Genomic DNA, 21,716 nt, shown 5'->3' on the forward strand with positions numbered 1-21,716 from the left:
TGGCTCTTGTTTGGTGTTGTGTTGCTCGCTTCGCTTCGCGTTGTGCTGCTGGTTCCTACTGCACTCGTGCTCGATGGTGTGGCCGTTGGAGCCCTAGATGGCGCCTTGAATTTCTGTTGCAGAGAGGAAAGAGGAAGGGAAACTGTCTGAGCGAAGCGAGTTTTTCCCTTCCCCTCTCTGCGACATAAATTCAAGGGGAAGTCGCCATCTCGGGCGCGCCTTTCTTTTGCTTACTTTTCTTTGGCAAGACAAAGAAAAGTGAGTCAGCCCCGGCAGGGGATGAAACCAGGAATGAACCACTCCCGCCGGGACAAGGCGAACATCACCAATGGGGCATCAAGCAACGTTGTGAGCCGCCCGCCAGCCAAGACCTTCCACAGTCCCAGCCTTAGGCTTGTACTCACAACCAATCCAGCCTTGGTAGCCAATCTCATCCAACCAACGGAACAGGAACTGGTAGTTGATCTCACCGGTACCCGGTTCGTTACGGCCAGGGTTGTCCGCCAACTGCACATGCTTGATCTTGTCCAGATGGCGCTTCAGCGTGCTTGCCACTTCGCCCTCCATCCGTTGCATGTGATAGATGTCGTACTGCATGTACAGGTTGGACGCATCCACGTCGTTGATCAGATCCAGCGCCTGCTGCGTGCGGTTCAGGTAGAAGCCGGGAATATCGAACGTATTGATCGGCTCGATCAGCAGATCGATCTTCTCGGCCTTCAGCGCCTTCGCCGCAAACTTCAGGTTCTCCACCAGCGTCTTGCGTGCAGCGTCTTCGCTCACGCCTTCGGGGCGAATGCCTACCAGGCAGTTGAGCTGTTTCACGCCGAGCACCTTGGCGTACTTGATGGCTTCGCCCACGCCGTCCTGAAACTCGCTCACGCGATCGGGCAGGATGGCGATACCGCGCTCGCCGCCGTCCCAGTTGCCGGCCGGCAGGTTGTGCAGGACGAGGTCGAGCTGGAAGCGGTTCAGACGATCGGCAATCTGGTCTGCGTGGAACGCGTAGGGGAACAGGAATTCCACACCGCGAAAGCCCGCACGCGCGGCGGCTTCGAAGCGGTCAAGGAAGGCCTGCTCGTTGAAGAGCATGGTCAGGTTGGCTGCCAGCTTTGTCATGGTTTCTCCTTTTATCGGACGGTGAGGGAACGGCGGGCCGTCTTTATGCGGTGACGCCTTCGGCTTCCGTGAGGGTGTCTTCCAGGTCGAGCACGTCTTCAAACTCGACCACGTTGTCGATCTCGGTGCCCATCGCGATGTTGGTCACGCGCTCGAGAATCACTTCCACCATCACCGGCACCGAGAACTCGGCCATCAGCAGGCGGGCCTGCGCGAAGGCGGGTTCGATGTCTTCCGGCTTGAACACGCGGATCGCCTTGCAACCCAGGCCTTCCACCACCTTCACGTGGTCGACGCCGTAGCCGTTCAGCTCAGGAGCGTTGACGTTGTCGAAGGCGAGCTGGACGCAGTAGTCCATCTCGAAGTTGCGCTGCGCCTGGCGGATCAGGCCCAGGTACGAGTTGTTCACCACCACATGGATGTACGGCACCTTGAACTGCGCGGCCACCGCCATCTCTTCGATCATGAACTGGAAGTCGTAGTCACCCGAGATGGCCACCACGTCGCTGTTGGGCGAGGCCACCTTCACGCCGATGGCGGCGGGAATCGTCCAGCCCAGCGGGCCTGCCTGGCCGCAGTTGATCCAGTGGCGCGGCTGGTTGACCGACAGGAACTGCGCAGCAGCGATCTGCGACAGGCCGATCGTGCTCACGTAACGCACGTCGCGCGGGAAGTACTGGTTCATCTCGCGGTACACGCGCTGCGGCTTGATGGGCACGTTGTCGAAGTCCGAGCGACGCAGCATCGTGCGCTTACGCTTCTGCACGTCGGCGTTCCAGCTCTTGCGGCACGGCAGCTTGCCGGCGGCCTTCAGCTCGCGGGCCACTTCAATGAACTTCTCCAGCGCAGCCTTGGCGTCCGAGACGATGCCCAGGTCGGGGCCGAACACGCGGCCGATCTGGGTCGGTTCGATATCGACGTGAATGAACTTGCGGCCCTTGGTGTAGACGTCGACGCTGCCCGTGTGGCGGTTGGCCCAGCGGTTGCCGATGCCGAACACGAAGTCCGAAGCGAGCAGCGTGGCATTGCCGTAGCGGTGCGATGTTTGCAGGCCGACCATGCCGGCGTTGAGCGGGTGGTCGTCGGCCAGCACGCCCCAGCCCATCAGCGTCGGGACCACAGGCACGTTCACCAGCTCGGCAAACTCGACCATCAGCTTGGCCGCATCAGCGTTGATCACGCCGCCGCCGCACACCAGCAGCGGGCGCTCGGCCTGGCACAGCATCTCGATGGCGCGCTCGGCTTGGGCACGCGTGGCCGCGGGCTTGTAGACCGGCAGCGGGCTGTACGTGTCGGGGTCGAATTCAATCTCGGCGACTTGCACGTCGAACGGCAGGTCGATCAGCACCGGACCGGGGCGGCCCGAGCGCATCAGGTGGAAGGCTTGCTGGAACACGCGCGGCACCAGGGCCGGCTCGCGCACGGTGACGGCCCACTTCGTGACCGGCTTGGCGATCGACTCGATGTCGACGGCCTGGAAATCTTCCTTGTACAGACGGGCGCGGGGCGCCTGGCCGGTGATGCACAGGATGGGAATCGAGTCTGCCCAGGCCGAGTACAGGCCGGTAATCATGTCGGTGCCGGCCGGCCCCGACGTGCCGATGCACACGCCGATGTTGCCGGGTTCCGCACGGGTGTAGCCCTCGGCCATGTGCGAGGCGCCTTCAACGTGGCGGGCCAGCACGTGGTCAATGTTGCCGGCGCGGCGCAGCGCCGAGTACAACGGGTTGATGGCGGCACCAGGCACGCCGAAGGCGGTGGTGATGCCTTCTTTTTCCATCACCGCAACTGCGGCATCAATCGCTCTCATCTTCGGCATGGGGTGTCTCCAGGAAGGGGAAGGTGGGAATCCGTTGGAGCCGATCCTATTCCCGCATGCCGGTATGGATAAACGCAGATTTCGTCAGTTGATTGCTAACTCTGAATACCGAATAGTTTTGCGTACCGCACCAATTCCCCGGCAACTAATACGTCGAAGAAGCTTGTATTGAAGCCGTTTCAAGCTGCTTTTGTGCGGCGCAAAAAAATGGCGCAACGCGCTCGCATCGATCACATCGTTGTCCACCATTTTTGCCATTCGTCACAGGTGATATGCGCCAGAAAGCTGCAATCCAGGTACGGAATGCTCACTAAAATGGTCAGACATTGCGAACTGGAATGATGGAATGGACAAGCTCAAGCAGATCGAAGCGTTCATCGCCGTGGTGGAACACGGCAGCATGGCCGCCGCCGCGCTCACGCAGGACGTGACGCCCGTCATGATCGGCCGCCGCATCAACGCGCTGGAAGCCCGCCTGGGCGTGAAGCTCCTGCACCGGTCGACCCGCCGCATTGCGGTGACGGAGCAGGGCGCGGTGTTCATGGAACAGTGCAAAAAGGCGCTGGGCGAGCTGGACCGCGCAGAGCTGCTGGTTGCCGAGGGCCGCCACAAGGCGACCGGGCACCTGATCGTCTCGGCGCCGGCTGCCTTCGGCCGCAAGCACGTCGCCCCGCACGCGCCGGACTTTCTGCGTGCCAACCCCGACGTGCGCATCTCCTTCAACCTGACCGACCGCGTGGTCGACCTCGTGCGCGAAGGCTATGACGTGGGCATCCGTATTGGCGGCGCGATCGATCCGAACTTCGTGGCGATCCGCCTGGCGTCGAACAAGCGCGTGGTGTGCGGCACGCCTGCGTACTTCGCCAAGCACGGCGTGCCTCGCACGCTGGATGATCTCGAGCGCCACAACTGCCTCGCCTTCAACCTGCAGGGTGGCCAACAGCGCGGCTGGTATTTCCAGCAGAACGGCAAGGCCGTCACCGTGAAGGTGAACGGCAATCTCGACTGCAACGATGGTGAACTGCTGCACCGCTGGATGGGCGAAGGCCTCGGCCTGGGGTGGCGCTCAACGTGGGAGATTCAGCCCGAGCTGGAATCCGGCGCGCTGATGACCGTGCTGGACGACTACGCGCTGCCCGACTACGACATCCTCGCCGTGTACCCGCAGCAGCGGCCGGTGCCGGCAAAGATCCGGTTCTTTATCGAACACCTGAAGACGGTGTATGGGCAGGCGGGGTATTGGTCGCGAACCAGTTGAGCGTGCGGAAATGGATGACGGTTCCTAAACTTGTCATCAGATGCTTCGCGGGTGGCGCGCTCAATGCCGGAGACTGAAGATGCTACACAGAACTGCAGTTGTCGGCGCTCTCATGCTCAGCACCTCTGCCCTGGCGTGCGATTTGACCGGGCTTGAGCACCCGCTGGTGTTCTCGCCCGGCGAGTCTGCGCTGCCGACCGCCGAAATCCTGAAACTGGCGGAATGGGATTCGCAGCTCAAAGAAGATTTCCGCAGCGGCGGCAAGTACCGGGTGCGCTTGCGGGAGGCGTCCGAGCCTGCTCCCGACCCAGAGCTGGCAGTGCTGCGGCTCAGAAGCATCCAGGCCGTGCTGGACGCTGTCGGAATCGAGGGCGACAAAGTTGAGTCGTCCGAAGCCGATACGCATCTACGTGCCGTGGAACGCGAGGGTGTCGCTCCCAAAATGCCGACAGCCGCCTACGTAGTTTTCCAACCGGACTGCCAGAACCCGTGTTGCCCGGGCTCCGCGCCCGCCGCTCCGCTCGCTCCCGAGCGATAAGCGCTAGGTAATTGCCACACGCCCCTGCGTCAAATCCCGCAACGCGACGCGTGCTGCAGCCTCGTCCGTCACCGGCAACCGTACGGTAAGCGTGACGCCCACATCGTAGGCAGCATCGAGTAGCGCATACCCGCCATCATCGATCCAGCGGCGGATGCGCGCCTCATCGGCGTAATCGGTGGCGAGGGTGAGCGTGGTGCTGGCGATGCGCTCCACGCGTTCGGCGTGCATGAGCGCGGTGGCAATGGCATCCGTGTAGGCGCGCACGAGACCGCCGGCGCCGAGCTTGACCCCGCCAAAGTAACGCACCACGGCGCCCAGCGTGCCGTCCAGATCGTGATGGCGCAGCACTTCAAGAATGGGGCGGCCTGCCGTGCCGGAGGGCTCGCCGTCATCGGACATGCCTGACTGGCCGCCCGCCAGGAGCGCCCAGCAGACGTGCGTGGCAGCGGGGTGTTCGGCGCGCAGGCGTGCAATGACGTCCATGGCGGCGGCCCGGTCTTCAACCGGCACGGCCAACCCGATAAAGCGGCTCTTCTTGATTTCCAGCTCGGCAGAAACCGGCGCGCGCAGCGTGTACGTCGGCACGCGCGGTCAGGCGAGGAGGGCGGCTACGAGATCCGTCGCCCGGCCGCCCGGCGATTCGAACTTGAGCGACGCCTCGGTGTGCGCCATGTGCTCTTCCATCAGTGCGATGGCGCCTTCCACGTCACCGCGCTTGGCGGCGTCCAGGAAAGCAGTGTGTTCGTCGGACGAACGCACGGCGTCGTACGTCGACTGGTACATCATCGTGATCACCGAGCTGCGGGCGGAAAGCTCATACAGCATCTCCTTGAGCACGCTGTTCCCGACCACGTCGGCCATCAAAAGATGAAAGTCGGCCATCAGGCGATTGCGGCGCGGGACGTCAGACAAGTCGCCGCTTGCCGCCACCTTGTGTTCTTCGGCCAGGTGCTTCTCCAGCCGCTTGTAATCGGCGGGGGTCGCTTTGGCGATGAACTCGCGCACCAGCGCCACTTCCAGCACGCGGCGCACGGCAAACACTTCGCGCGCCTCGGTCTCATCCGGCTTGGCGACGAATGCACCGCGATCCGGCTCCATGCGGATCAGCTTGTCCTTGGCCAACATCAGCAGCGCTGCGCGAATCTTCGTGCGGCTGACGTGGTAGACCCGCGCCAGCGCCTCTTCGCGCAGCTTGGTGCCCGGCGGCAGCCGATGCGCGACGATCGCCTGGGCGATGTCATCGGCAATGCCTTCGGAGGAGATGTCGGCGGCGGTGGTTTCGGTCATGGCGCCGATTTTACCGCCGTCCGACAGTAGCGCCGCTTCAGGCATGCGGCAGCGTGTGGGCGGCCGCGGCCACACCGTGGCTGTGCGCAATCGCTTCGCCTTCTTCGGTGATGTCGATCTTGCCGTCGAGCACCGCATTGGCGCGCACGCGGTCGATGTCCTTTTCCCACGCTGCGATGACGACGGTGGCGACGCAGTTGCCGATCAGGTTGCCCAGCGCACGGGCAATGCCGATGAACCAGTCGACGGAGAGCACCAGCACCAGGCCGATCGCCGGAATGGCCGGAATGACCGACAGTGTGGCCGCCAGAATCACGATGGCCGAACCCGGAATACCGTGCGCGCCCTTGGAAGTGACGAGCGCCACGCCCAGGATCAGCAGCAGATCCTGCAGCGCCAGCGGCGTGTTGGTTGCCTGTGCGATGAACACGGCCGCCAGCGTCAGGTAGATCGAAAACGCATCGAGGTTGAATGAGTAGCCGGTCGGGATGACCAGGCCGACCACCGAGCGCTTGATGCCCATCTTCTCCAGCTTGTTCATGATGGACGGCAGCACCGCGTCGGACGAAGCCGTGCCCAGCACCACCAGCAGTTCAGCGCGCAGGAAGCGGATCAGCTTGAAGATGTTGAAGCCCGCCAGGCGCAGGATGGTGCCGAGCACGACGAACACGAACAGCGCCACGGCGACATAGAACAGCAGCACCAGGAAGCCAAGCTGCTTGAGCGAGCCCGCGCCGTACTTGCCGACGGTAAAGGCCACCGCGCCCAGCACGCCCAGCGGTGCCAGACGGATGATCACGGCCATCATGCGGAACAGCACATGCGAGAGCTGATCGATCAGGTTGACCAGCGGCTTGGTCCGCTCACCCAGCAGCGACAGCGAGCAGCCGAACAGGATCGATACCAGCAGCACCTGCAGGATGTCGCCCTTCACAAAACCGCTGACGAACGTATCGGGAATCAGTTTGAGGAAGAACGCTGCAACGCCGGTCGATTCCACCTGCTTGGCGGTCGTCATGTACGACGCCATGGCTGCCGGATCGAGCGTCTTCGGATCCACATTCATGCCGTGGCCCGGCCCGAACAGATAGGCCAGCGCAATGCCCAGTGCCAGCGCAATCGTCGTGACGATTTCAAAGTAGATGACGGCCTTGCCGCCTACGCGCCCAACCTTCTTCAGCTCGCCGGCGCCGCAGATGCCCACCACTACCACCGAGAACACGATCGGCGCGATCAGCATCTTGATCAGCTTCAGAAAACCATCGCCAAGCGGCTGCAGTTTCTGCGCAAACTCCGGCGCCCAGATGCCCAGCGCGATGCCCACCGCCAGGGCAATCAAAACCTGCCCGAACAACGGGCGCGTAAAGCGTTGCATGGTGAATCCTCCTTTGGATTACTGGTGTCTCAAGCCGTGCCCAATCGTCTAATTCAGTTGGTTGCGATTGTCGTCACGGCCTTGTTTCGCTCGCTGCGTCGCAACAAATTGTCGCGATGAATTGTTGAGCGTTGACGGCATCATAGGCGATCCAATTTTTGTATGCAATTTTTGAATTCACATGCTAGGATCGACTCATGCAGTCCCGCGAAGCCTTGTGCTTCCGCCATCTACGCTGCACTTCCGGCGTTCCCATCGCTACAGTTTCGAGTGTTCTTACTCGCTGTTTTTGTTCGATGGGGCGGCCGTATAACATCCAGAGACAAATACCAAGGAGTTCCACATGGCGATGCCCACGCTCGATCCGAACGCGCCGGATTTCACGCGCCGATATCCGAACCTGGCGGACCCCCGCCTTGGCGCAGAGGCCACGTTCGCGACCGACGAATTCTTCGCGCCGAAAGACCGCATGCTCAACCCCGAGCCGGCGGTCTTCATTCCGGGCAAGTACGACGACCACGGCAAGTGGATGGATGGCTGGGAAACGCGCCGTCGCCGCAACGGTGGCTATGACCACTGCATCGTCCGCCTGGCCCGCCCGGGCGTCGTGAAAGGTGTGGATATCGACACCAGCCACTTCACCGGCAACTTCCCGCCGGCCGCTTCCATTGAAGCCGCTTATCTGCCGGATGGCGAGCCGACCGAAGCCACGCAGTGGACCGAAATCGTTCCGTCGACCACGCTGCAAGGCAACAGCCACGCCTACGTGGCCGTGACGAGCACGCAAGCCTTCACGCACCTGCGCGTGAACATCTTCCCGGACGGCGGCATCGCGCGCCTGCGCGTGTACGGCCAGCCGCAAGTCGACTGGAAGGGTGCTGATCGCACCAAGCTGTTCGACCTGGCCGCCATGGAAAACGGCGCCTATGTGGTCGAAGCCAACAACGAACACTTCGGGCCGGCCTCGCGCATGCTGATGCCAGGCCGTGGCGTGAACATGGGCGACGGCTGGGAAACGCGCCGGCGCCGCGAACCGGGCAACGACTGGTGCGTGATCGCCCTGGCCAACCCGGGCCGCATCCGCAAGATCGAAGTCGACACCGCGCACTTCAAGGGCAACTTTGCTGATCGCGTTTCCATCCAGGCCGCGCGCGTGGTGGGCGGCACTGACAGCTCGCTGAAGACGCAAGCGATGTTCTGGCAGACGCTGCTGCCCGAGCAAAAGCTGCAAATGGATCTGCAGCACTACTACGAAGCGGAAATCGCCGACCTCGGCATCGTGACGCACGTGCGTTTCAACATGTTCCCGGATGGCGGTGTGTCGCGTCTGCGCCTGTGGGGGGTGCTCGAATGAGCCAAGAGACCGCCGCACGCGTTGCGCTGACCATCGAGCCGCTCACGCGCGAAGCTTTTGCGCCGTTCGGCGATGTGATCGAGCTGGAAGGGGCCAAGCAATTTCCCATCAACCAGGGCACGACCATCCGCTTTCATGACCTCGCCAACGTGGATGTGGGCGAGGGCGGCCGCGCGCTGATCAGCCTGTTCCGTGGCCAGCCGCGCACGCTGCCGTTCGAGGTCAAGATGCTGGAGCGCCATCCGCGTGGAAGCCAGGCGTTCATCCCGCAGAACGACAAGCCGTATCTGGTGGTTGTGGCGCCGGCAGGCGAGCTGGACCCGTCCAAGTTGCGCGCGTTCGTCTCGCGTGGCTGGCAAGGCGTGAACTACGCGCGCGGCGTGTGGCATCACCCGCTGCTGGCCCTGGGCGAGGTGAGCGATTTCCTCGTCGTCGACCGTGGTGGCGAAGGCCACAACTGCGACGAGCAAGACCTGGCCGAATCGGTGTGGTTGACCGCCGAGGCCATGCAGGCCGCGCAGTAAGCATCGCGTCATCCGCGCCAATCCTGAGCCCCCGCACAACGGGGGCTCAGTCACTTTCAATCTCCGTCCCACTACAAGCAGGGAGACATCGACATGACCCAGGCTCAACTCGCCATCCCCGGCATCGATGCGGACATCCGCGCGTTTGTCGAGGCCGCGCACGCGCAGCAGATTGATTTCCTGCGTGAGCTGGTGAAGGTGCCGTCGGACAACCCGTCCGGCGATTGCGCACCGCATGCCGCGCGCGCCAAGGCGTTGCTGGAGGCGCTGGGCCTGACGGTCGAGGCGCATGCCGTGCCGCAGGCGCAGGTACGCGCCGCCGGCATGGTCAGCGCCACCAACCTGATCGTGCGCCACACGTTCGGCAGCGGCGGCCCCACGGTCGCCATGAACGCACACGGCGATGTCGTTCCGCCCGGCCTGGGCTGGACGCACGACCCGTACGGTGGCGAGATCGTCGAGACCGAACACGGCCCGACCATGTTCGGCCGCGGCGTGGCGGTGTCCAAGTCGGACTTTGCAACCTACACGTGGGCGCTGCTCGCGCTGATCGAGGCTGAGAAGCGTGGCGCGAAGCTCAACGGCACGGTCGAACTGCACTTCACATACGACGAAGAAACCGGCGGCGACATCGGCCCGAAGTGGCTGCTGGATCAAGGCCTGAGCAAGCCCGATTACGCGATCTCGGCGGGTTTTGCGTATGGCATCACCTCGGCGCACAACGGCTGCCTGCACGTGCAGGTGACGGTGCGCGGCAAGCAGGCGCACGCCGCCATGCCGCATACGGGCATTGACGCCATCGAGGCGGCCACACATATCCTGCAGGCCGTATATGCATATCGCGCGGAACTCGCGACGCGCAAATCCGCCGTGCCGGGCATCGACCACGCAACGCTCAACGTCGGGTTGATCCAGGGTGGCATCAACACCAACGTGGTGCCCGATCTGGTGACGTTCCGCATTGACCGCCGGATGATTCCTGAAGAAGCCGGGCGCGATGCAGAAGGCGAACTGCGCGCAGTGATCGAGCGCGCGGCGGCAGAACGACCGGGGATCGAGGTTTCGGTCGAACGCATTCTGCTGGCAGAGCCGCTTGCTGAGCTGCCGGGTGTGGAAGCGCTGATTGGCGCGCTACGGCGGCATGCGTTGGCCGTGTTTGGCGGGGATGTGCCGGTGCACGGCGTGCCGCTGTATACCGATGCCCGGCATTACACGGCGCATGGCGTGCCGACGGTACTGTATGGCGCGGGACCGCGGACATTGATGGAAGCGCGTGGGCACAACACGGATGAAAACCTCCGGTTGAATGATCTGCGGGGCGCGACTGTGGTGGTGGGGTGCGCTGTGGGGGAGTTGTTGGGTGGGTGATTGTTGTTTTGTTTTTGCCTTGGTGGTCCATCCCCTTTTCGTTCCCTGCCGGGACCGACTCACTTTTCTTTGTCTTGCCAGAGAAAAGTAAGCAAAAGAAAGGCGCGCCCGAGATGGCGACATCCCCTTGAATTTGTGTGACCGTGCGGGGAAGGAGGCAAACTCGCTTCGCTCAAACAGGCCTCCTTCCTTTATCCGCCCGCTCACAAAAATCCAAGGCGCCATCAAGGGCTCAACGTCAAAAGAAAAAGGCCAACCCAATCGCGCGGTTGGCCTTTGTCGTTTGGGCTGGCGCTGAGATGGTTTGGCCTTTGACTTTCCTGCCTTAGATGGCGCCTTGAATTTCTGTTGCAGGGAGGAAAAAGGAAGGGAAACTGTTTGAGCGCAGCGAGTTTTTCCCTTCCCCTCCCTGCGACATAAATTCAAGGAATCTTTCGCCATCTCAGGCGCGCATTTCTTTGCTTACTTTCTTTGGGCAAGACCAAAGAAAGTGGGTCAGCCCCGGCAGGGGATGAAACAAGGGATGCACCACAAAAACAAAAAGCACGAATCCCCCCAACACCAACCACGAAACCAGCCACCAAGCGCCAGCCCTTAAGATTGCAGCACGTTCCATCAAGCCAACAAGAGGGCCTAGAGCCCAAAACCCATGCAGATCTACCACAACCCCCGCTGCTCCAAATCCCGCGCCGCCCTCGAACAAGCGCAATCCTTTACCGCAAAAAACGGAGAACAACTCGACGTCATCGAATATCTGACGACGCCGCCCACGCTGGCCGACCTCAAGAAGCTCGCAGCGCAACTCGACACACCGCTGCGCAGCCTGATCCGCGAAAACGAAGACGAATACGCGCAGCTCAATCTGGCCGATGCCTCAGATGACGCGCTGCTCAAGGCCATCGCAGCACATCCGAAGCTGCTGCAGCGTCCGGTGCTCGTTCGCAACGGTCGCGCCACCATCGGTCGCACGCCCGAGGCGCTCGACGCGTTTCTGAAGTAATTCACCACGGCCCACAAAGTTGAACGGCCTGCCGATTTCCATCGGACAGGCCGTTCAGGGGTGGCCGTATCTCGCTTTGCGCGAGGGCCGGGGCTGCGTCCGTCAAGACGCGCAAGGGCACCGGTTTATTCCAGGCCCATCCATCGGGCCATTTCTGACCCGAAGCCAACTGCCAGCAGGGCGGCAAGCACCACTGCCAGCGCCGCCGCGGTCGAGACCATGGCGACTTTCATGACGTCTGCGTCGTGGTGTGCGTTGCTGTGCGTGTGATGCAGATGCTGCGCACGCATGCTCAACGGAACCGCCTTCGCAGATGATTTGCGATGCCAATGCAAGCGCTCCGTCATCGCTCGCAAGTGTTGCGTGTCAAACGCGTCACGGGAAAATCGCATCGCGGTACCTCCCCGTTGTTGGCTGATAGCCGACGCCGGCACGCACCGGCGTCGGGGGCACGTGCGGCCCGAAAACGATACGGCAAGCAAATGGCGTATGCGAGTGGCTTTGCTTGTCGGCGCCGGGTGGCGCAGTCGTCTGGTCGCTCGCACAAGCCCAGCGTAGACGGGGGTTTGCGGCGCCGCAAGTTGCGTTGCGGCATGGTGCGCGCATCACGCGGGCAAGAGGCAAACCGCGTGCGGGTCTTCGCCAACTGCGTGATGTGCGCGGCGCTCAATCCTGAGCAGATTGGTGGGGCATTTGTGCGGCGGCGCGCTCGGCTTCGCGCTTGCGCAGTTCGGCCAGCATGTTGCAGAAGAGCGCGCCTTGCTCCTTTGCGTCATCCAGCGCGATATGCGTATGGGGCAGCGGGTCGTGCCAGTGCTCGGGAAAAGCCGCTTTGACGTTGCGCCGATACGGCATGCCCGTGAGCGCAAAGGCCAGCGTCTTGATGTCGAGCGCCGCCCAGCCAAACGGCGAGCGCCCGGCAAAACGCATCATGTACCAGAACATGAACGTGAAATCGAAGCCGGCTGGAAACGCCACGAACACGGGCTTGCCGGGCAGGCTCTCGACCCATTCCACGTAACGCGGCAGGGCCACCTCGGGCGCTTCGAGGTTGGCGCGGCACGCAGTCCACGCCTCGGGCTGCGTTTTCCACCATTGCATCTGGATCGGATGGCCTTCGGCGCCGGGCAGCGTTTGCAGGTTCGCTTCAAACGTGCCGACGAGCGTCTTGTCGGCCAGGTACGCCGCGCTGGCGAAGCTCAGCATCGAATGCGGGCCGGGGATGGGGCCGTCGGCCTCGATGTCGGTGCTGACGTAGATTTCGGGCCGCGTGTCGGGCGGTTGGTTGCCGCGCTTGCGGCGGGGCTTGTCCGCCGGCGCAGCGGGCGCGCTGTCGGCGAAGGGGTCGTCGCTCTCGTTGGCGCTGTCGTTGGTGGTCCCGCTCATGCTGAGCCTTCGTTGGCAAACAGGCGATCGGCGACATACGGGTTACTGGCGCGCTCCTCACCAAAAGTCGAGACTGGTCCATGGCCCGGCACAAACGTGACGTCGTCGCCGAGCGGCCAGAGCTTGGTGCGGATCGCGTTGATCAGGTCTGCATGGTTGCCGCGCGGGAAATCCGTGCGGCCGATCGACCCCGCGAACAGCACGTCGCCGACGATGGCAACGCGATCTTCCGCGCTGAAGAACACCACGTGACCGGGTGTGTGGCCAGGGCAGTGGAACACCTGCAGCGTGCGGCCGGCGGCTTCCACGGTGTCGCCGTCTTCCAGCCAGCGGTCGGGCACGAACGCCTTGGCGGGCGGGAACCCAAAGCGCTGGCTCTGCATCGGCAGCTGATCGATCCAGAACGCCTCATCCTTCTGCGGCCCTTCGATGGGCACGCCAAGCTGCGTGCGCAGGGCATCGGCGGCGGCGCAGTGGTCGACGTGGCCATGCGTGAGCAGGATTTTTTCGATGCGCGCGCCGTGCTGCTGGGCGGCGGCCAAGATGCGTTCGATATCGCCGCCCGGATCGGTGACGGCGGCAGCACCATCGTCGCCAATCAGCAGCGTGCAGTTCTGTTCAAACGGCGTAACGGGGACGACAACGACTTTCATGTGATCTTGTGTGCGCATTTGCACATGGCAGGGATAACCCGATTGTATCGGCCCGAGCCCGCGCCAGCACTGGGCTCGCGGGCTGCGCTGTTACATCAGAAAGAAAATTTTACAAAATTGATGGGAGATAACAGCATGATGCGATCGTTTTAATAGGAAATGTAAATAATCGATCGAAGCATGCATGTTAGACTCGCGGCCATGCTTAAGTTGACCCCCCTCAATTCCAGCCGTTCGGCCGGCCGCACGCTGCGTGCCTGGCTGACGCATGGCACCGCGCTGCTGGTGCTGGCGGGCTGTGCCGCCATTCCTGGCGAGCCGCCCGTGGGTGGGCAATCCGGTCTCCAGGCCAGCAAGCCTGCAGCGCCCGCGCTGAAGGTTGCCGACCCGCGCGACAACCCCGATGCCTGGGGCACGCTGTCGTTCCGTGGCGCGCCGGATTCGAGCAGCCTCAAGCTCGACGAGAACACCGATACGAGCCCCGGCCTGCGCGCCGACCTCGGCACGTTCGAACAGCGCGGCCTGGCCTCCTGGTACGGCCGCGGCTTCCACGGCCGCCGCACCGCCAGCGGCGAGCGCTTCAACATGAACGCCTTCACGGTGGCGCATCCGTCGCTGCCGCTACAGAGCTGGGTGCTGGTGCGTAACCTCGCCAACGACCGCGTGGTCGTGGCCAAGGTGACGGATCGCGGCCCGTACTATGGCAAGCGCATCCTCGACATGTCGTATGCCGCAGCCAAGCGACTCGACTTCGTCAAGCGCGGTTCGACGCAGGTGGAAATCCGCCGCCTGTCGCGCGCTGAAGTCGAAGCGCTGCGCCCTGAGCTGACGCAAACCGATGTCGCCAGCAACGATGGCGATGCCGATGTGGGCGGTGACGAGCCCGCACCGGTCAAGAAGAAGGCGATCAAGCGTCGCGCCAAGCGCCGCTGAGCCGCTGAATCAACCACCTTCCTGCCTCAGTCCTTCCCTTCGTTTTTCAGCGCCAGCGCGCTCTGATACAGCGTGTCGACCGACGCGCCCGTAATCGCGCCGGCCAGCTTGGCTGCGCGCTTGGCGGGCAGCTCGGCCAACAGCAGACGCAACACCTGATCCGCCGCCATCGCGGTCGGTGCCGCGTCCTGCGCGCCTGCGCCTTCCACCACCAACACGAATTCGCCCTTGCCGTGCGTGGCATCGGCGGCAAGCCATGCAGGTGCCTGCGCAGCAGGCAGCACGACGATCTGCTCAAACAGCTTGGTCAACTCGCGCCCGATCAGGATGCGTCGCGCGGGCAAGTGCTCGGCCAACGCGGCGAGTGTGGCCTCAATGCGATGCGGTGCCTCGTACAGAACCCATGCCGGCCCGTGCGCCGCCCATTGGCGGATGGCCGCATCGCGTTGCCCGGCCTTGGGCGGCAAGAAGCCGACGAAGGTGAACTGCCCCTCCGACGTGTCCAGCAATTCGCCCGCGGCGGAAAGCGCCGTCACCACGGCGCTGGCGCCCGGCAGCGGAATCACGCGCTGGCCCGCCGCGCGCACCGCCTCGACAATGCGCGAGCCCGGGTCCGATACGCCGGGCGTGCCCGCATCGGACACATAGGCGATGCGCTCGCCCTGCGCCAAGCGCGCGACGATGCGCGCAGCGGCTTCTCGTTCGTTGTGCTGGTGCGCCGCGAGCATCGGTCGCGACAGCCCCAGCCGATTGAGCAGTTGCCCGGTGTTGCGCGTGTCTTCGCAGGCCACCGCGTCGACGAGGCCCAGCACGTAGCGCGCCCGCAGCGACACATCGGCAGCGTTCCCGATGGGGGTGGCCACCACATATAATGCGCCGGCGGGATAGTGCTGGTCATGCGCCAGCAGGGTCCAGTCAGGATCACTCACGAGAACTTCTCTCAGTTTGGGCCTGTCTTCATATGAAACGTACGCGCGTTGACCCAAGCCGGGGTCAGATACGCGAAGGGTACCGCCGCAAAGGGTTATTCCCTTTGCAAGGTGCCCGACAAAGTAGATGGCCCCGGCTTGGGTCAACCCGGAGGGCAAGGGGAATTTGGGTCACACGGCGTTGTTGCAGCCGGCTTGCTTGGAACGACCAAGCAAGCCGGCCGCGCCGAGCCCTGCGACCCAGATTCCCCTTGCGCGCGCACGTTTCATATGAAGACAGGCCCTAGGTTCAAACCGCACATGCATGCGCCGCAGACCATCACAGCCGCCACCGGTGAAGCCGGTGAAGACCGTGCGCTGCGCTACCTGCAGGCGCGCGGGCTGGCGGTGGTCAGCCGCAATTATCGCTGCAAGGGCGGTGAGATCGATCTGGTGATGCGCGATGCGGCCGGCGCGCTCGTGTTTGTCGAGGTGCGTGCCCGCGTGGCGCGCTCCGCGCAGCGTTTTGGCGGGGCGGCCGCGAGCGTCACGCCCGCCAAGCAGCGTCGCCTGATTGCCGCGGCCGAAGATTTTCTCGCGCGGCAGGCTGAAGACGTGCCCGCCTGCCGTTTTGACGTTATCGCCATCGACGGCGTCCGTATCGAATGGATGCGCGATGCCTTCGGTGCCGACGCCTAAACCTCGCATGAACCTCGCTCTTCTTTCTTCCGGACTTCATTCAAGGACAGCATGAAACTCTCGTCGCCTACGTTTGCCCGCTTCCGTCACACGGTCAAGCGCACCGCCGTGCTGGCCGCTCTGGCCGGCATTACCGCAACGCAGTTGACCGCCTGCTTCCCGCTGTTTGCCGGCGCCGTGGCCGGCGGCGTGGCGCTCGCGACCGACCGCCGCCCGACCGCCACCCAGACCATCGACCGCGGCCTGCAGATGGAAGCCGAGAACACGCTGATCTCGCGCTACGACGGCCGTGCCCACGTGAACGTGACGGTCTACAACCGCAAGGTCCTGCTGACCGGCGAGGCCGGCACCGAGCAGACCAAGCAGGAGATCGGCCAATACGCACAGAAGCTGCAGAACGCACGTGAGGTCGTCAACGAGATTGTGGTGACGCCGGTGTCGAGCACCTTCGGCTCGCGCACCAACGATACGTACATCACCACCAAGGTGAAGAGCGTGCTGGCCGGCACGGAAGGCGTGCCCTGGAACTCCATCAAGGTGACGACCGAAGCACAGACCGTTTTCCTGATGGGCGTGGTAACCGAGGCCGAAGGCAACAAGGCCACCGAAGCCGTGCGCACGGTGGGCGGCGTGAACAAGGTCGTGAAGGTGTTCGACTACGTGAGCGAAGACGAGCGCAAGCGCCTGGACGCCAATGCCACGTCGACCAACGCGTCGACGGCGCCTGATGCGTCGCAAGGCACCCCGGCGCCGGCGCAAGGTACGCCGACGGCCACGCAGGCCCCGGCACCCGTCACATCGGCCTCGCCTGGCGTGACCGTGTCGCCGACCAACTCGCCGGCGCTGCCGCCGGGCAAGCAATTGCCGTAAGCCACGTCCGCAACGTCGCTTCGCAAGGAACGCAGCCACCGTGCTGCGTTTTTTGTTGGCTGCGCGCATCACAGGGCACATGGCAGGCCGTGCGTGTTAGCGTATGACGCTTCCGCGACTTCGCAGCCCCCCGATGCCCGTCGTCCACCGCCTTGCCGCCGCAGCATTGCTTGCGACGCTGCTTACTGCCCCTGTGCCCGATATGGCCCATGCGGCCGATCGCCCACCCTCCAATCTGCAGGCCCGCACCTGGGCCGCCACGTGCGCAAGCTGCCATCACGCCGATACCGCGCCCGGTGCCAAGCTCCCTGCGCAGACGTTGCTACCGCTCGCAGGCCGCTCGCAGGCCGAGCTGATCGACGCGATGCAGGCATTCCGCAACGGCACGCGTCCGGCCACGGTGATGGGCCAGATCGCTCGCGGTTACGACGATGCGCAGATCGTTGCCATTGCCGGCTGGCTGTCGCGCCAATCGCAGGAGGCGCCGTGAGTGAATCGCTGCGCAAGGATCGACGCGCAGTCTTGCGCGCGCTTGGGGCGTCCGCGCTGGCCGGGCCGCTGGCCGCATGCGCATCGCTGTCGGGTGTGCGCAATGCGCGCGTTGTAGTGGTTGGCGGCGGGTATGGCGGCGCGACGGCAGCCAAGTATGTGCGCGTGTTTTCCGGTGGCCATGTCGACGTGACGCTGGTTGAGCCGAACGCCGCGTTCGTCTCGTGCCCGCTGTCGAATCTCGTGCTGTCGGGCGACCGCGACATGGCTTCGATCACCGTGCCGTATGACGCGCTGGTCGAGCGCCACGGCGTGCGGTGGGTGCGCGATCGCGCATCGGCCATCGACCTTGGCGCAAAGCAGGTGCGGCTGACCGGCGGCGGCACGCTCGATTACGACCGGCTGATCCTCTCCCCCGGTATCGACTTCGTGCCGGGAGCAATCCCGGGTCTCGCCAATGCGGGCACTGCCGCGCAGGCGCCGCACGCATGGAAGGCCGGCATGCAGACGCTGGCGTTGCGCCATCGGCTCGAAGCCATGCCCAACGGCGGCACGGTGGCGATCAGCATTCCGCTGGCGCCATACCGCTGCCCGCCCGCGCCATACGAGCGCGCGTGCCTGATCGCCCATTGGCTGCAGCGCGCCAAGCCGGATTCGCGCGTGCTCATCCTCGATGCCAACGACGACGTCACCTCCAAGGGCGCGCTGTTCAAGCGCGTCTGGGCCGAACGTTACTCACAGCACATTGAATATCGCCCGCAATACAACGCCGTCGACATCGATGCCACGGGCCGCGTGCTCAAGTTCGATGTGCAGGACGACGTGCAGGCCGATGTCGTCAACCTCATCCCCCCGCAGCGTGCCGGCGCGATTGCCGTGCAAGCCGGGTTGGCGACGGCCAACGGGCGCTGGTGCGAGGTGGACTTCCTCTCGTTCGAATCGAAGGTGGCGCCGGGCGTGCATGTGATTGGCGATGCCATTCAGACCGCGCCGCTGATGCCCAAGTCGGGCCACATGGCCAACCAGCACGGCAAGGTGGCCGCCGCCGCCGTGGTCGCGATGCTGGCCGGCCACGCGCCCGATGCATCACCGCTGTACACCAACACTTGTTACAGCTTTGCCACCCCGGAAGAGGCGATGCACGTGGCGACCGTGCACCGCTACGACGCGGCGGAGCACACCATGGTGACCGTGCCCGGCGCCGGTGGGCTTTCCGAGGCGCCTTCCGCAGCGGAGGGCAAGCTGGCGCAGGGCTGGAGCCGCGCCATCTGGTCGGACATGCTCGGTTGAATGTGAGGCTGAAGGTGACGCAGAAGGTGAGGCCCCGGGCACAAACAATGCGCAAGATTGTGCAAGTCGTGTAAGCGGCCCGCGCCTACAGTGCGTCATGTGGCCGCACGGGCGGCCGTCCGAACCTTCCGATCATCATGTCTCCCAAGGATCTGCTGCTGGCCCTGACCGTTGTGCTGGTGTGGGGCGTCAACTTCGTCGTCATCAAGGTGGGCCTGCATGGCGTGCCGCCCATGCTCCTGGGTGCGCTGCGCTTTGCGCTGGTCGCGTTTCCGGCCGTGCTGTTCGTGCCACGCCCCAAGATCGCGCTCAAGTGGCTGGTCGCCTATGGCGCCACGATCAGCTTCGGGCAGTTCGCGTTCCTGTTCTCCGCCATGTATGTGGGCATGCCGGCGGGGCTGGCCTCGCTGGTGCTGCAATCGCAGGCGTTCTTTACGCTGACGATTGCCGCCATCGTGCTGCGCGAGCCGATCCGCTGGTTCCATCTGGCGGGCATGGCGGTGGCGGCGGGCGGGCTGGCGATCATCGGCATGGCGGGTGGCGGCTCGGTCACGGGCATGACCACCGCCGGTTTCCTGCTGACGCTGTGCGCGGCGTTTTCGTGGGCCAGCGGCAACATCGTCACCAAGCGGATCGGGCCGGTGAACGTGGTGAGCCTGGTGGTGTGGGGCGCCGCCATCCCGCCGATTCCGTTCTTCCTGCTGTCGTACTGGCTGGAGGGGCCGGAGCAGATTGCGCATAGCCTGGTGAACATCGGTGGGTCGAGCATCGGCGCGATCGTCTACCTGTCTTTTGGTGCCACCATCTTCGGCTACAGCCTGTGGAGCCGCCTGCTGGCGCGTTACGCGGCCAGCCAGGTTGCGCCGCTCACGCTGCTGGTGCCGGTGGTGGGGCTGGTGTCTGCCGCCGTGCTGCTGGGCGAGCGCCTGGTGCCCGCCCAATGGCTGGGCGGCGCCGTGGTGATGGCCGGGCTGCTGCTCAACGTGTTTGGCGGCCGGCTGGCGGCGCGGCGGGCGATGGCTTGACGCCGCACCCCATCAGCAGCAAGCGCCCGGGCCGAAAGGTACCGGGCGTTTTGCTGTGGGGGCGACATAGGATTTGGCCTACTTCGGGCACAATACCGGGTCCAATCCCTACCCCTGCGACCATTGGCCCGCACACGCATGCGGGCAGCCTCGTCTTCTGGAGACCACATGAAGTTCGCCCCCACGCTCGCCGCTGCGGCGGTGCTGGCCGGCCTGGCGCTGTCCGCCACGCCCGCGCTGGCCACCGTTGACGCTGCCCGCGCGCTGTCCATCGCCAACCAGAACGCCTGCATGGGCTGCCACGCCGTAGACCGCAAGCTGGTCGGCCCGGCCTACCAGGACGTTGCTGCCAAATACAAGGGCGATGCCGGCGCGCAAGCCAGGCTCATCAAGAAGGTGCGCGAAGGCGGCATGGGCAACTGGGGCCAGATCCCGATGCCGGCCAATCCGAAGATCGCCGATGCCGATCTGAAAACCGTGATCGACTGGGTGCTCGCAGGCGCCCCGGCCAAGTGAGGAACGGACGATGAATGATGCAATCAACCTGAGCCGCCGCGACGTGCTGCGCGCTGGCGCCATGATGGCGCTGCTGGTGTCCGCCGGCATTGCCACGCCGGCCCAGGCAGCCGAATGGAACAAGGCCGCCTTTGCCGTCAAGGGCGTGAATGAAGTGCTCAAGCAACTGGGCGGCGGCGCGGTTGAAAAGGGCGGCGCGGGCATCCAGCTCACCGCACCGGACATCGCCGAAAACGGCGCCGTGGTGCCGCTGGTCGTGACGAGCACGCTGCCCGGCACCGACCTCATCGCCATTCTGGTTGAAAAGAACCCGAACACGCTGGCCGCAACGTTCGCCATTCCGGCCGGGACCGACCCGTTTGTCAGCACGCGCGTGAAGATGGGCGAGACCTCGCACGTCTACGCTGCCGTGCGCGCCAACGGCAAATGGGTGCTGGCAGCTAAGGAAGTAAAGGTCACCCTTGGTGGCTGCGGCGGTTAAACATCAGGAGAACACACCATGGCAGACCCGATGCGCATTCGCGCAATGGAAAACGGCGGCACCACCGACGTGAAGATCCTGATGAAGCACGACATGGAAACCGGCCAGCGCAAAGACGCGTCCGGCAAGGTCGTGCCAGCCTGGCACATCACCAACGTGACGGTGCTGCACAGCGGCAAGACGGTGCTCGACGCGCAGTTCGGCCCGGCCGTGTCGAAAGATCCGTTCCTCAATTTCAAGTTCAAGGGCGGCGCCAAGGGCGACAAGGTTACGGTCACGTGGGTCGACAACCACGGCGACAAGCGCACCGACGAGACGTCTATCCAGTAAAGGCCCGGAGGCCCAAATGCGACGCAGCTTCTTTCGTGTGACCGCCGCGCTGGCGGCCTTGGGTGTGGCCGGCAAGGCCGCTGCCCAGAATGCCCCGCGCGCTGGCGGCGCCGGTGCCCGCTACAAGGTGGTCTACCAGTTGAGCGAAGGCATCGACCAGGCCATGCGCGCCATCGGCAACCTGCGCAACCATCTGAACGGTGCGCCCGGCACGAAGATCGTGGTGGTGGCCTTCGGCCACGGCATCGAGTTTATGGTTGAAGGCGCCAAGGATGCGCAAGGCCGCCCGTTTGATGCGCCGGTGGCCGCGCTGGCCGCCATGGGCGTGGAGTTTCGCGTGTGCCACAACTCGCTGATGGCCTTCAAGGTGCCGGAAGACAAGCTGCTGCTCGAAGCCAAGGTGGTGCCCGCCGGTGTGGTGGAAATCACGCGCTTGCAGCAGGAAGAAGGTTTCGCCTATATCAAACCGTAGGCGACCCACGGAGGGGACC

General features: G+C 64.2%; 25 protein-coding genes. 16 read left to right on the top strand and 9 right to left on the bottom strand.

Annotated features, from left to right (window positions below; genetic code table 11):
- Positions 1 to 336: 336 nt before the first annotated feature.
- Positions 337 to 1,119 carry a hydroxypyruvate isomerase gene (gene hyi / locus DOD19_RS16345; RefSeq protein ID WP_112186629.1) on the bottom strand — a complete coding sequence of 261 codons (783 nt, stop codon included), beginning with the start codon at positions 1,117 to 1,119 and terminating at the stop codon, positions 337 to 339.
- A 43-nt stretch (positions 1,120 to 1,162) separates the two neighbouring features.
- Positions 1,163 to 2,938, bottom strand: coding sequence for a glyoxylate carboligase (gene gcl, locus DOD19_RS16350; RefSeq protein ID WP_024977273.1), 1,776 nt, complete (start codon positions 2,936 to 2,938; stop codon positions 1,163 to 1,165).
- A 346-nt stretch (positions 2,939 to 3,284) separates the two neighbouring features.
- Here gcl and DOD19_RS16355 point away from each other — a divergent pair, with 346 nt between their 5' ends.
- Both DOD19_RS16355 and DOD19_RS16360 read left to right on the top strand, forming a co-directional pair.
- On the top strand, positions 3,285 to 4,196 hold the full coding sequence (locus DOD19_RS16355; protein WP_024977274.1) for a LysR family transcriptional regulator: 912 nt from the start codon (positions 3,285 to 3,287) through the stop codon (positions 4,194 to 4,196).
- 112 nt (positions 4,197 to 4,308) lie between these two features.
- Positions 4,309 to 4,734, top strand: coding sequence for a hypothetical protein (locus DOD19_RS16360; protein ID WP_239498022.1), 426 nt, complete (start codon positions 4,309 to 4,311; stop codon positions 4,732 to 4,734).
- A 3-nt stretch (positions 4,735 to 4,737) separates the two neighbouring features.
- Here DOD19_RS16360 and DOD19_RS16365 read toward each other — a convergent pair whose 3' ends face one another.
- The 3 genes from DOD19_RS16365 to DOD19_RS16375 are packed head-to-tail and all read right to left on the bottom strand — an operon-like array spanning position 4,738 to position 7,399.
- Positions 4,738 to 5,322, bottom strand: a complete 585-nt coding sequence (locus tag DOD19_RS16365) for a YigZ family protein (protein WP_024977276.1) — start codon at positions 5,320 to 5,322, stop codon at positions 4,738 to 4,740.
- A 6-nt stretch (positions 5,323 to 5,328) separates the two neighbouring features.
- The gene (locus DOD19_RS16370) at positions 5,329 to 6,024 is read right to left on the bottom strand and encodes a GntR family transcriptional regulator (protein WP_024977277.1); all 696 of its coding nucleotides are present in this window, start codon (positions 6,022 to 6,024) and stop codon (positions 5,329 to 5,331) included.
- Between the two features lie 37 nt (positions 6,025 to 6,061).
- Complete coding sequence (locus DOD19_RS16375) at positions 6,062 to 7,399, bottom strand: C4-dicarboxylate transporter DctA (protein WP_024977278.1); 1,338 nt, start codon at positions 7,397 to 7,399, stop codon at positions 6,062 to 6,064.
- A gap of 343 nt (positions 7,400 to 7,742) precedes the next feature.
- Here DOD19_RS16375 and alc point away from each other — a divergent pair, with 343 nt between their 5' ends.
- The 4 genes from alc (at position 7,743) to arsC (ending at position 11,645) form a co-directional block, all read left to right on the top strand.
- On the top strand, positions 7,743 to 8,753 hold the full coding sequence (alc, locus tag DOD19_RS16380; RefSeq protein ID WP_024977279.1) for an allantoicase: 1,011 nt from the start codon (positions 7,743 to 7,745) through the stop codon (positions 8,751 to 8,753).
- Positions 8,750 to 9,277, top strand: coding sequence for an ureidoglycolate lyase (locus DOD19_RS16385; protein WP_112186633.1), 528 nt, complete (start codon positions 8,750 to 8,752; stop codon positions 9,275 to 9,277). The genes alc and DOD19_RS16385 overlap by 4 nt, the downstream gene beginning before the upstream one ends.
- 93 nt (positions 9,278 to 9,370) lie before the next feature.
- On the top strand, positions 9,371 to 10,645 hold the full coding sequence (locus DOD19_RS16390) for a M20/M25/M40 family metallo-hydrolase (protein ID WP_112186635.1): 1,275 nt from the start codon (positions 9,371 to 9,373) through the stop codon (positions 10,643 to 10,645).
- A gap of 649 nt (positions 10,646 to 11,294) precedes the next feature.
- Positions 11,295 to 11,645 carry an arsenate reductase (glutaredoxin) gene (gene arsC / locus DOD19_RS16405; RefSeq protein WP_024977282.1) on the top strand — a complete coding sequence of 117 codons (351 nt, stop codon included), beginning with the start codon at positions 11,295 to 11,297 and terminating at the stop codon, positions 11,643 to 11,645.
- Positions 11,646 to 11,770: 125 nt separating this feature from the next.
- Here arsC and DOD19_RS28260 read toward each other — a convergent pair whose 3' ends face one another.
- The 3 genes from DOD19_RS28260 to DOD19_RS16420 form a co-directional block, all read right to left on the bottom strand.
- Positions 11,771 to 12,037: a hypothetical protein gene (locus tag DOD19_RS28260; protein ID WP_024977283.1), complete on the bottom strand. Its 267-nt coding sequence runs from the start codon at positions 12,035 to 12,037 to the stop codon at positions 11,771 to 11,773.
- Positions 12,038 to 12,311: 274 nt separating this feature from the next.
- Positions 12,312 to 13,031 carry an exonuclease gene (locus tag DOD19_RS16415; protein WP_112186637.1) on the bottom strand — a complete coding sequence of 240 codons (720 nt, stop codon included), beginning with the start codon at positions 13,029 to 13,031 and terminating at the stop codon, positions 12,312 to 12,314.
- The gene (locus DOD19_RS16420) at positions 13,028 to 13,684 is read right to left on the bottom strand and encodes an MBL fold metallo-hydrolase (protein ID WP_024977285.1); all 657 of its coding nucleotides are present in this window, start codon (positions 13,682 to 13,684) and stop codon (positions 13,028 to 13,030) included. The genes DOD19_RS16415 and DOD19_RS16420 overlap by 4 nt, the downstream gene beginning before the upstream one ends.
- Positions 13,685 to 13,885: 201 nt before the next feature.
- Here DOD19_RS16420 and DOD19_RS16425 point away from each other — a divergent pair, with 201 nt between their 5' ends.
- Complete coding sequence (locus tag DOD19_RS16425) at positions 13,886 to 14,617, top strand: septal ring lytic transglycosylase RlpA family protein (protein WP_204360071.1); 732 nt, start codon at positions 13,886 to 13,888, stop codon at positions 14,615 to 14,617.
- A 26-nt stretch (positions 14,618 to 14,643) separates the two neighbouring features.
- On the opposite strand, the gene rsmI is transcribed toward DOD19_RS16425, so the two are convergent.
- Positions 14,644 to 15,546 (bottom strand): 16S rRNA (cytidine(1402)-2'-O)-methyltransferase, encoded by a 903-nt coding sequence (gene rsmI / locus DOD19_RS16430; RefSeq protein ID WP_112186642.1) that lies wholly within the window; start codon positions 15,544 to 15,546, stop codon positions 14,644 to 14,646.
- Between the two features lie 300 nt (positions 15,547 to 15,846).
- Here rsmI and DOD19_RS16435 point away from each other — a divergent pair, with 300 nt between their 5' ends.
- The 9 genes from DOD19_RS16435 to DOD19_RS16475 all read left to right on the top strand — a co-directional run bounded on the left by DOD19_RS16435 (position 15,847) and on the right by DOD19_RS16475 (position 21,697).
- Entirely contained in the window at positions 15,847 to 16,224 is a 378-nt protein-coding gene (locus DOD19_RS16435) for a YraN family protein (protein WP_112186644.1), read from the top strand.
- A gap of 51 nt (positions 16,225 to 16,275) precedes the next feature.
- The gene (locus tag DOD19_RS16440) at positions 16,276 to 17,094 is read left to right on the top strand and encodes a BON domain-containing protein (protein ID WP_024977289.1); all 819 of its coding nucleotides are present in this window, start codon (positions 16,276 to 16,278) and stop codon (positions 17,092 to 17,094) included.
- A gap of 133 nt (positions 17,095 to 17,227) precedes the next feature.
- Positions 17,228 to 17,584, top strand: a complete 357-nt coding sequence (locus tag DOD19_RS16445; protein WP_112186646.1) for a cytochrome c — start codon at positions 17,228 to 17,230, stop codon at positions 17,582 to 17,584.
- Positions 17,581 to 18,873, top strand: a complete 1,293-nt coding sequence (locus DOD19_RS16450) for an NAD(P)/FAD-dependent oxidoreductase (protein ID WP_112186648.1) — start codon at positions 17,581 to 17,583, stop codon at positions 18,871 to 18,873. The genes DOD19_RS16445 and DOD19_RS16450 overlap by 4 nt, the downstream gene beginning before the upstream one ends.
- A gap of 137 nt (positions 18,874 to 19,010) precedes the next feature.
- A complete protein-coding gene (locus DOD19_RS16455) occupies positions 19,011 to 19,898 on the top strand; it encodes an EamA family transporter (RefSeq protein WP_112186650.1) in 888 nt (295 codons plus the stop codon).
- Positions 19,899 to 20,066: 168 nt separating this feature from the next.
- Positions 20,067 to 20,414: a c-type cytochrome gene (locus tag DOD19_RS16460; RefSeq protein WP_024977293.1), complete on the top strand. Its 348-nt coding sequence runs from the start codon at positions 20,067 to 20,069 to the stop codon at positions 20,412 to 20,414.
- 10 nt (positions 20,415 to 20,424) lie between these two features.
- Positions 20,425 to 20,895 (top strand): thiosulfate oxidation carrier protein SoxY, encoded by a 471-nt coding sequence (soxY, locus tag DOD19_RS16465; protein WP_112186652.1) that lies wholly within the window; start codon positions 20,425 to 20,427, stop codon positions 20,893 to 20,895.
- Positions 20,896 to 20,913: 18 nt separating this feature from the next.
- The gene (gene soxZ, locus DOD19_RS16470) at positions 20,914 to 21,225 is read left to right on the top strand and encodes a thiosulfate oxidation carrier complex protein SoxZ (RefSeq protein WP_024977295.1); all 312 of its coding nucleotides are present in this window, start codon (positions 20,914 to 20,916) and stop codon (positions 21,223 to 21,225) included.
- 16 nt (positions 21,226 to 21,241) lie between these two features.
- Positions 21,242 to 21,697 (top strand): DsrE family protein, encoded by a 456-nt coding sequence (locus DOD19_RS16475; RefSeq protein ID WP_024977296.1) that lies wholly within the window; start codon positions 21,242 to 21,244, stop codon positions 21,695 to 21,697.
- Positions 21,698 to 21,716 lie beyond the last annotated feature (19 nt).

It is taken from the genome of Ralstonia sp. GX3-BWBA (genome assembly GCF_003290055.1).
GTDB classification, from domain to species: Bacteria; Pseudomonadota; Gammaproteobacteria; order Burkholderiales; family Burkholderiaceae; genus Ralstonia; species Ralstonia holmesii.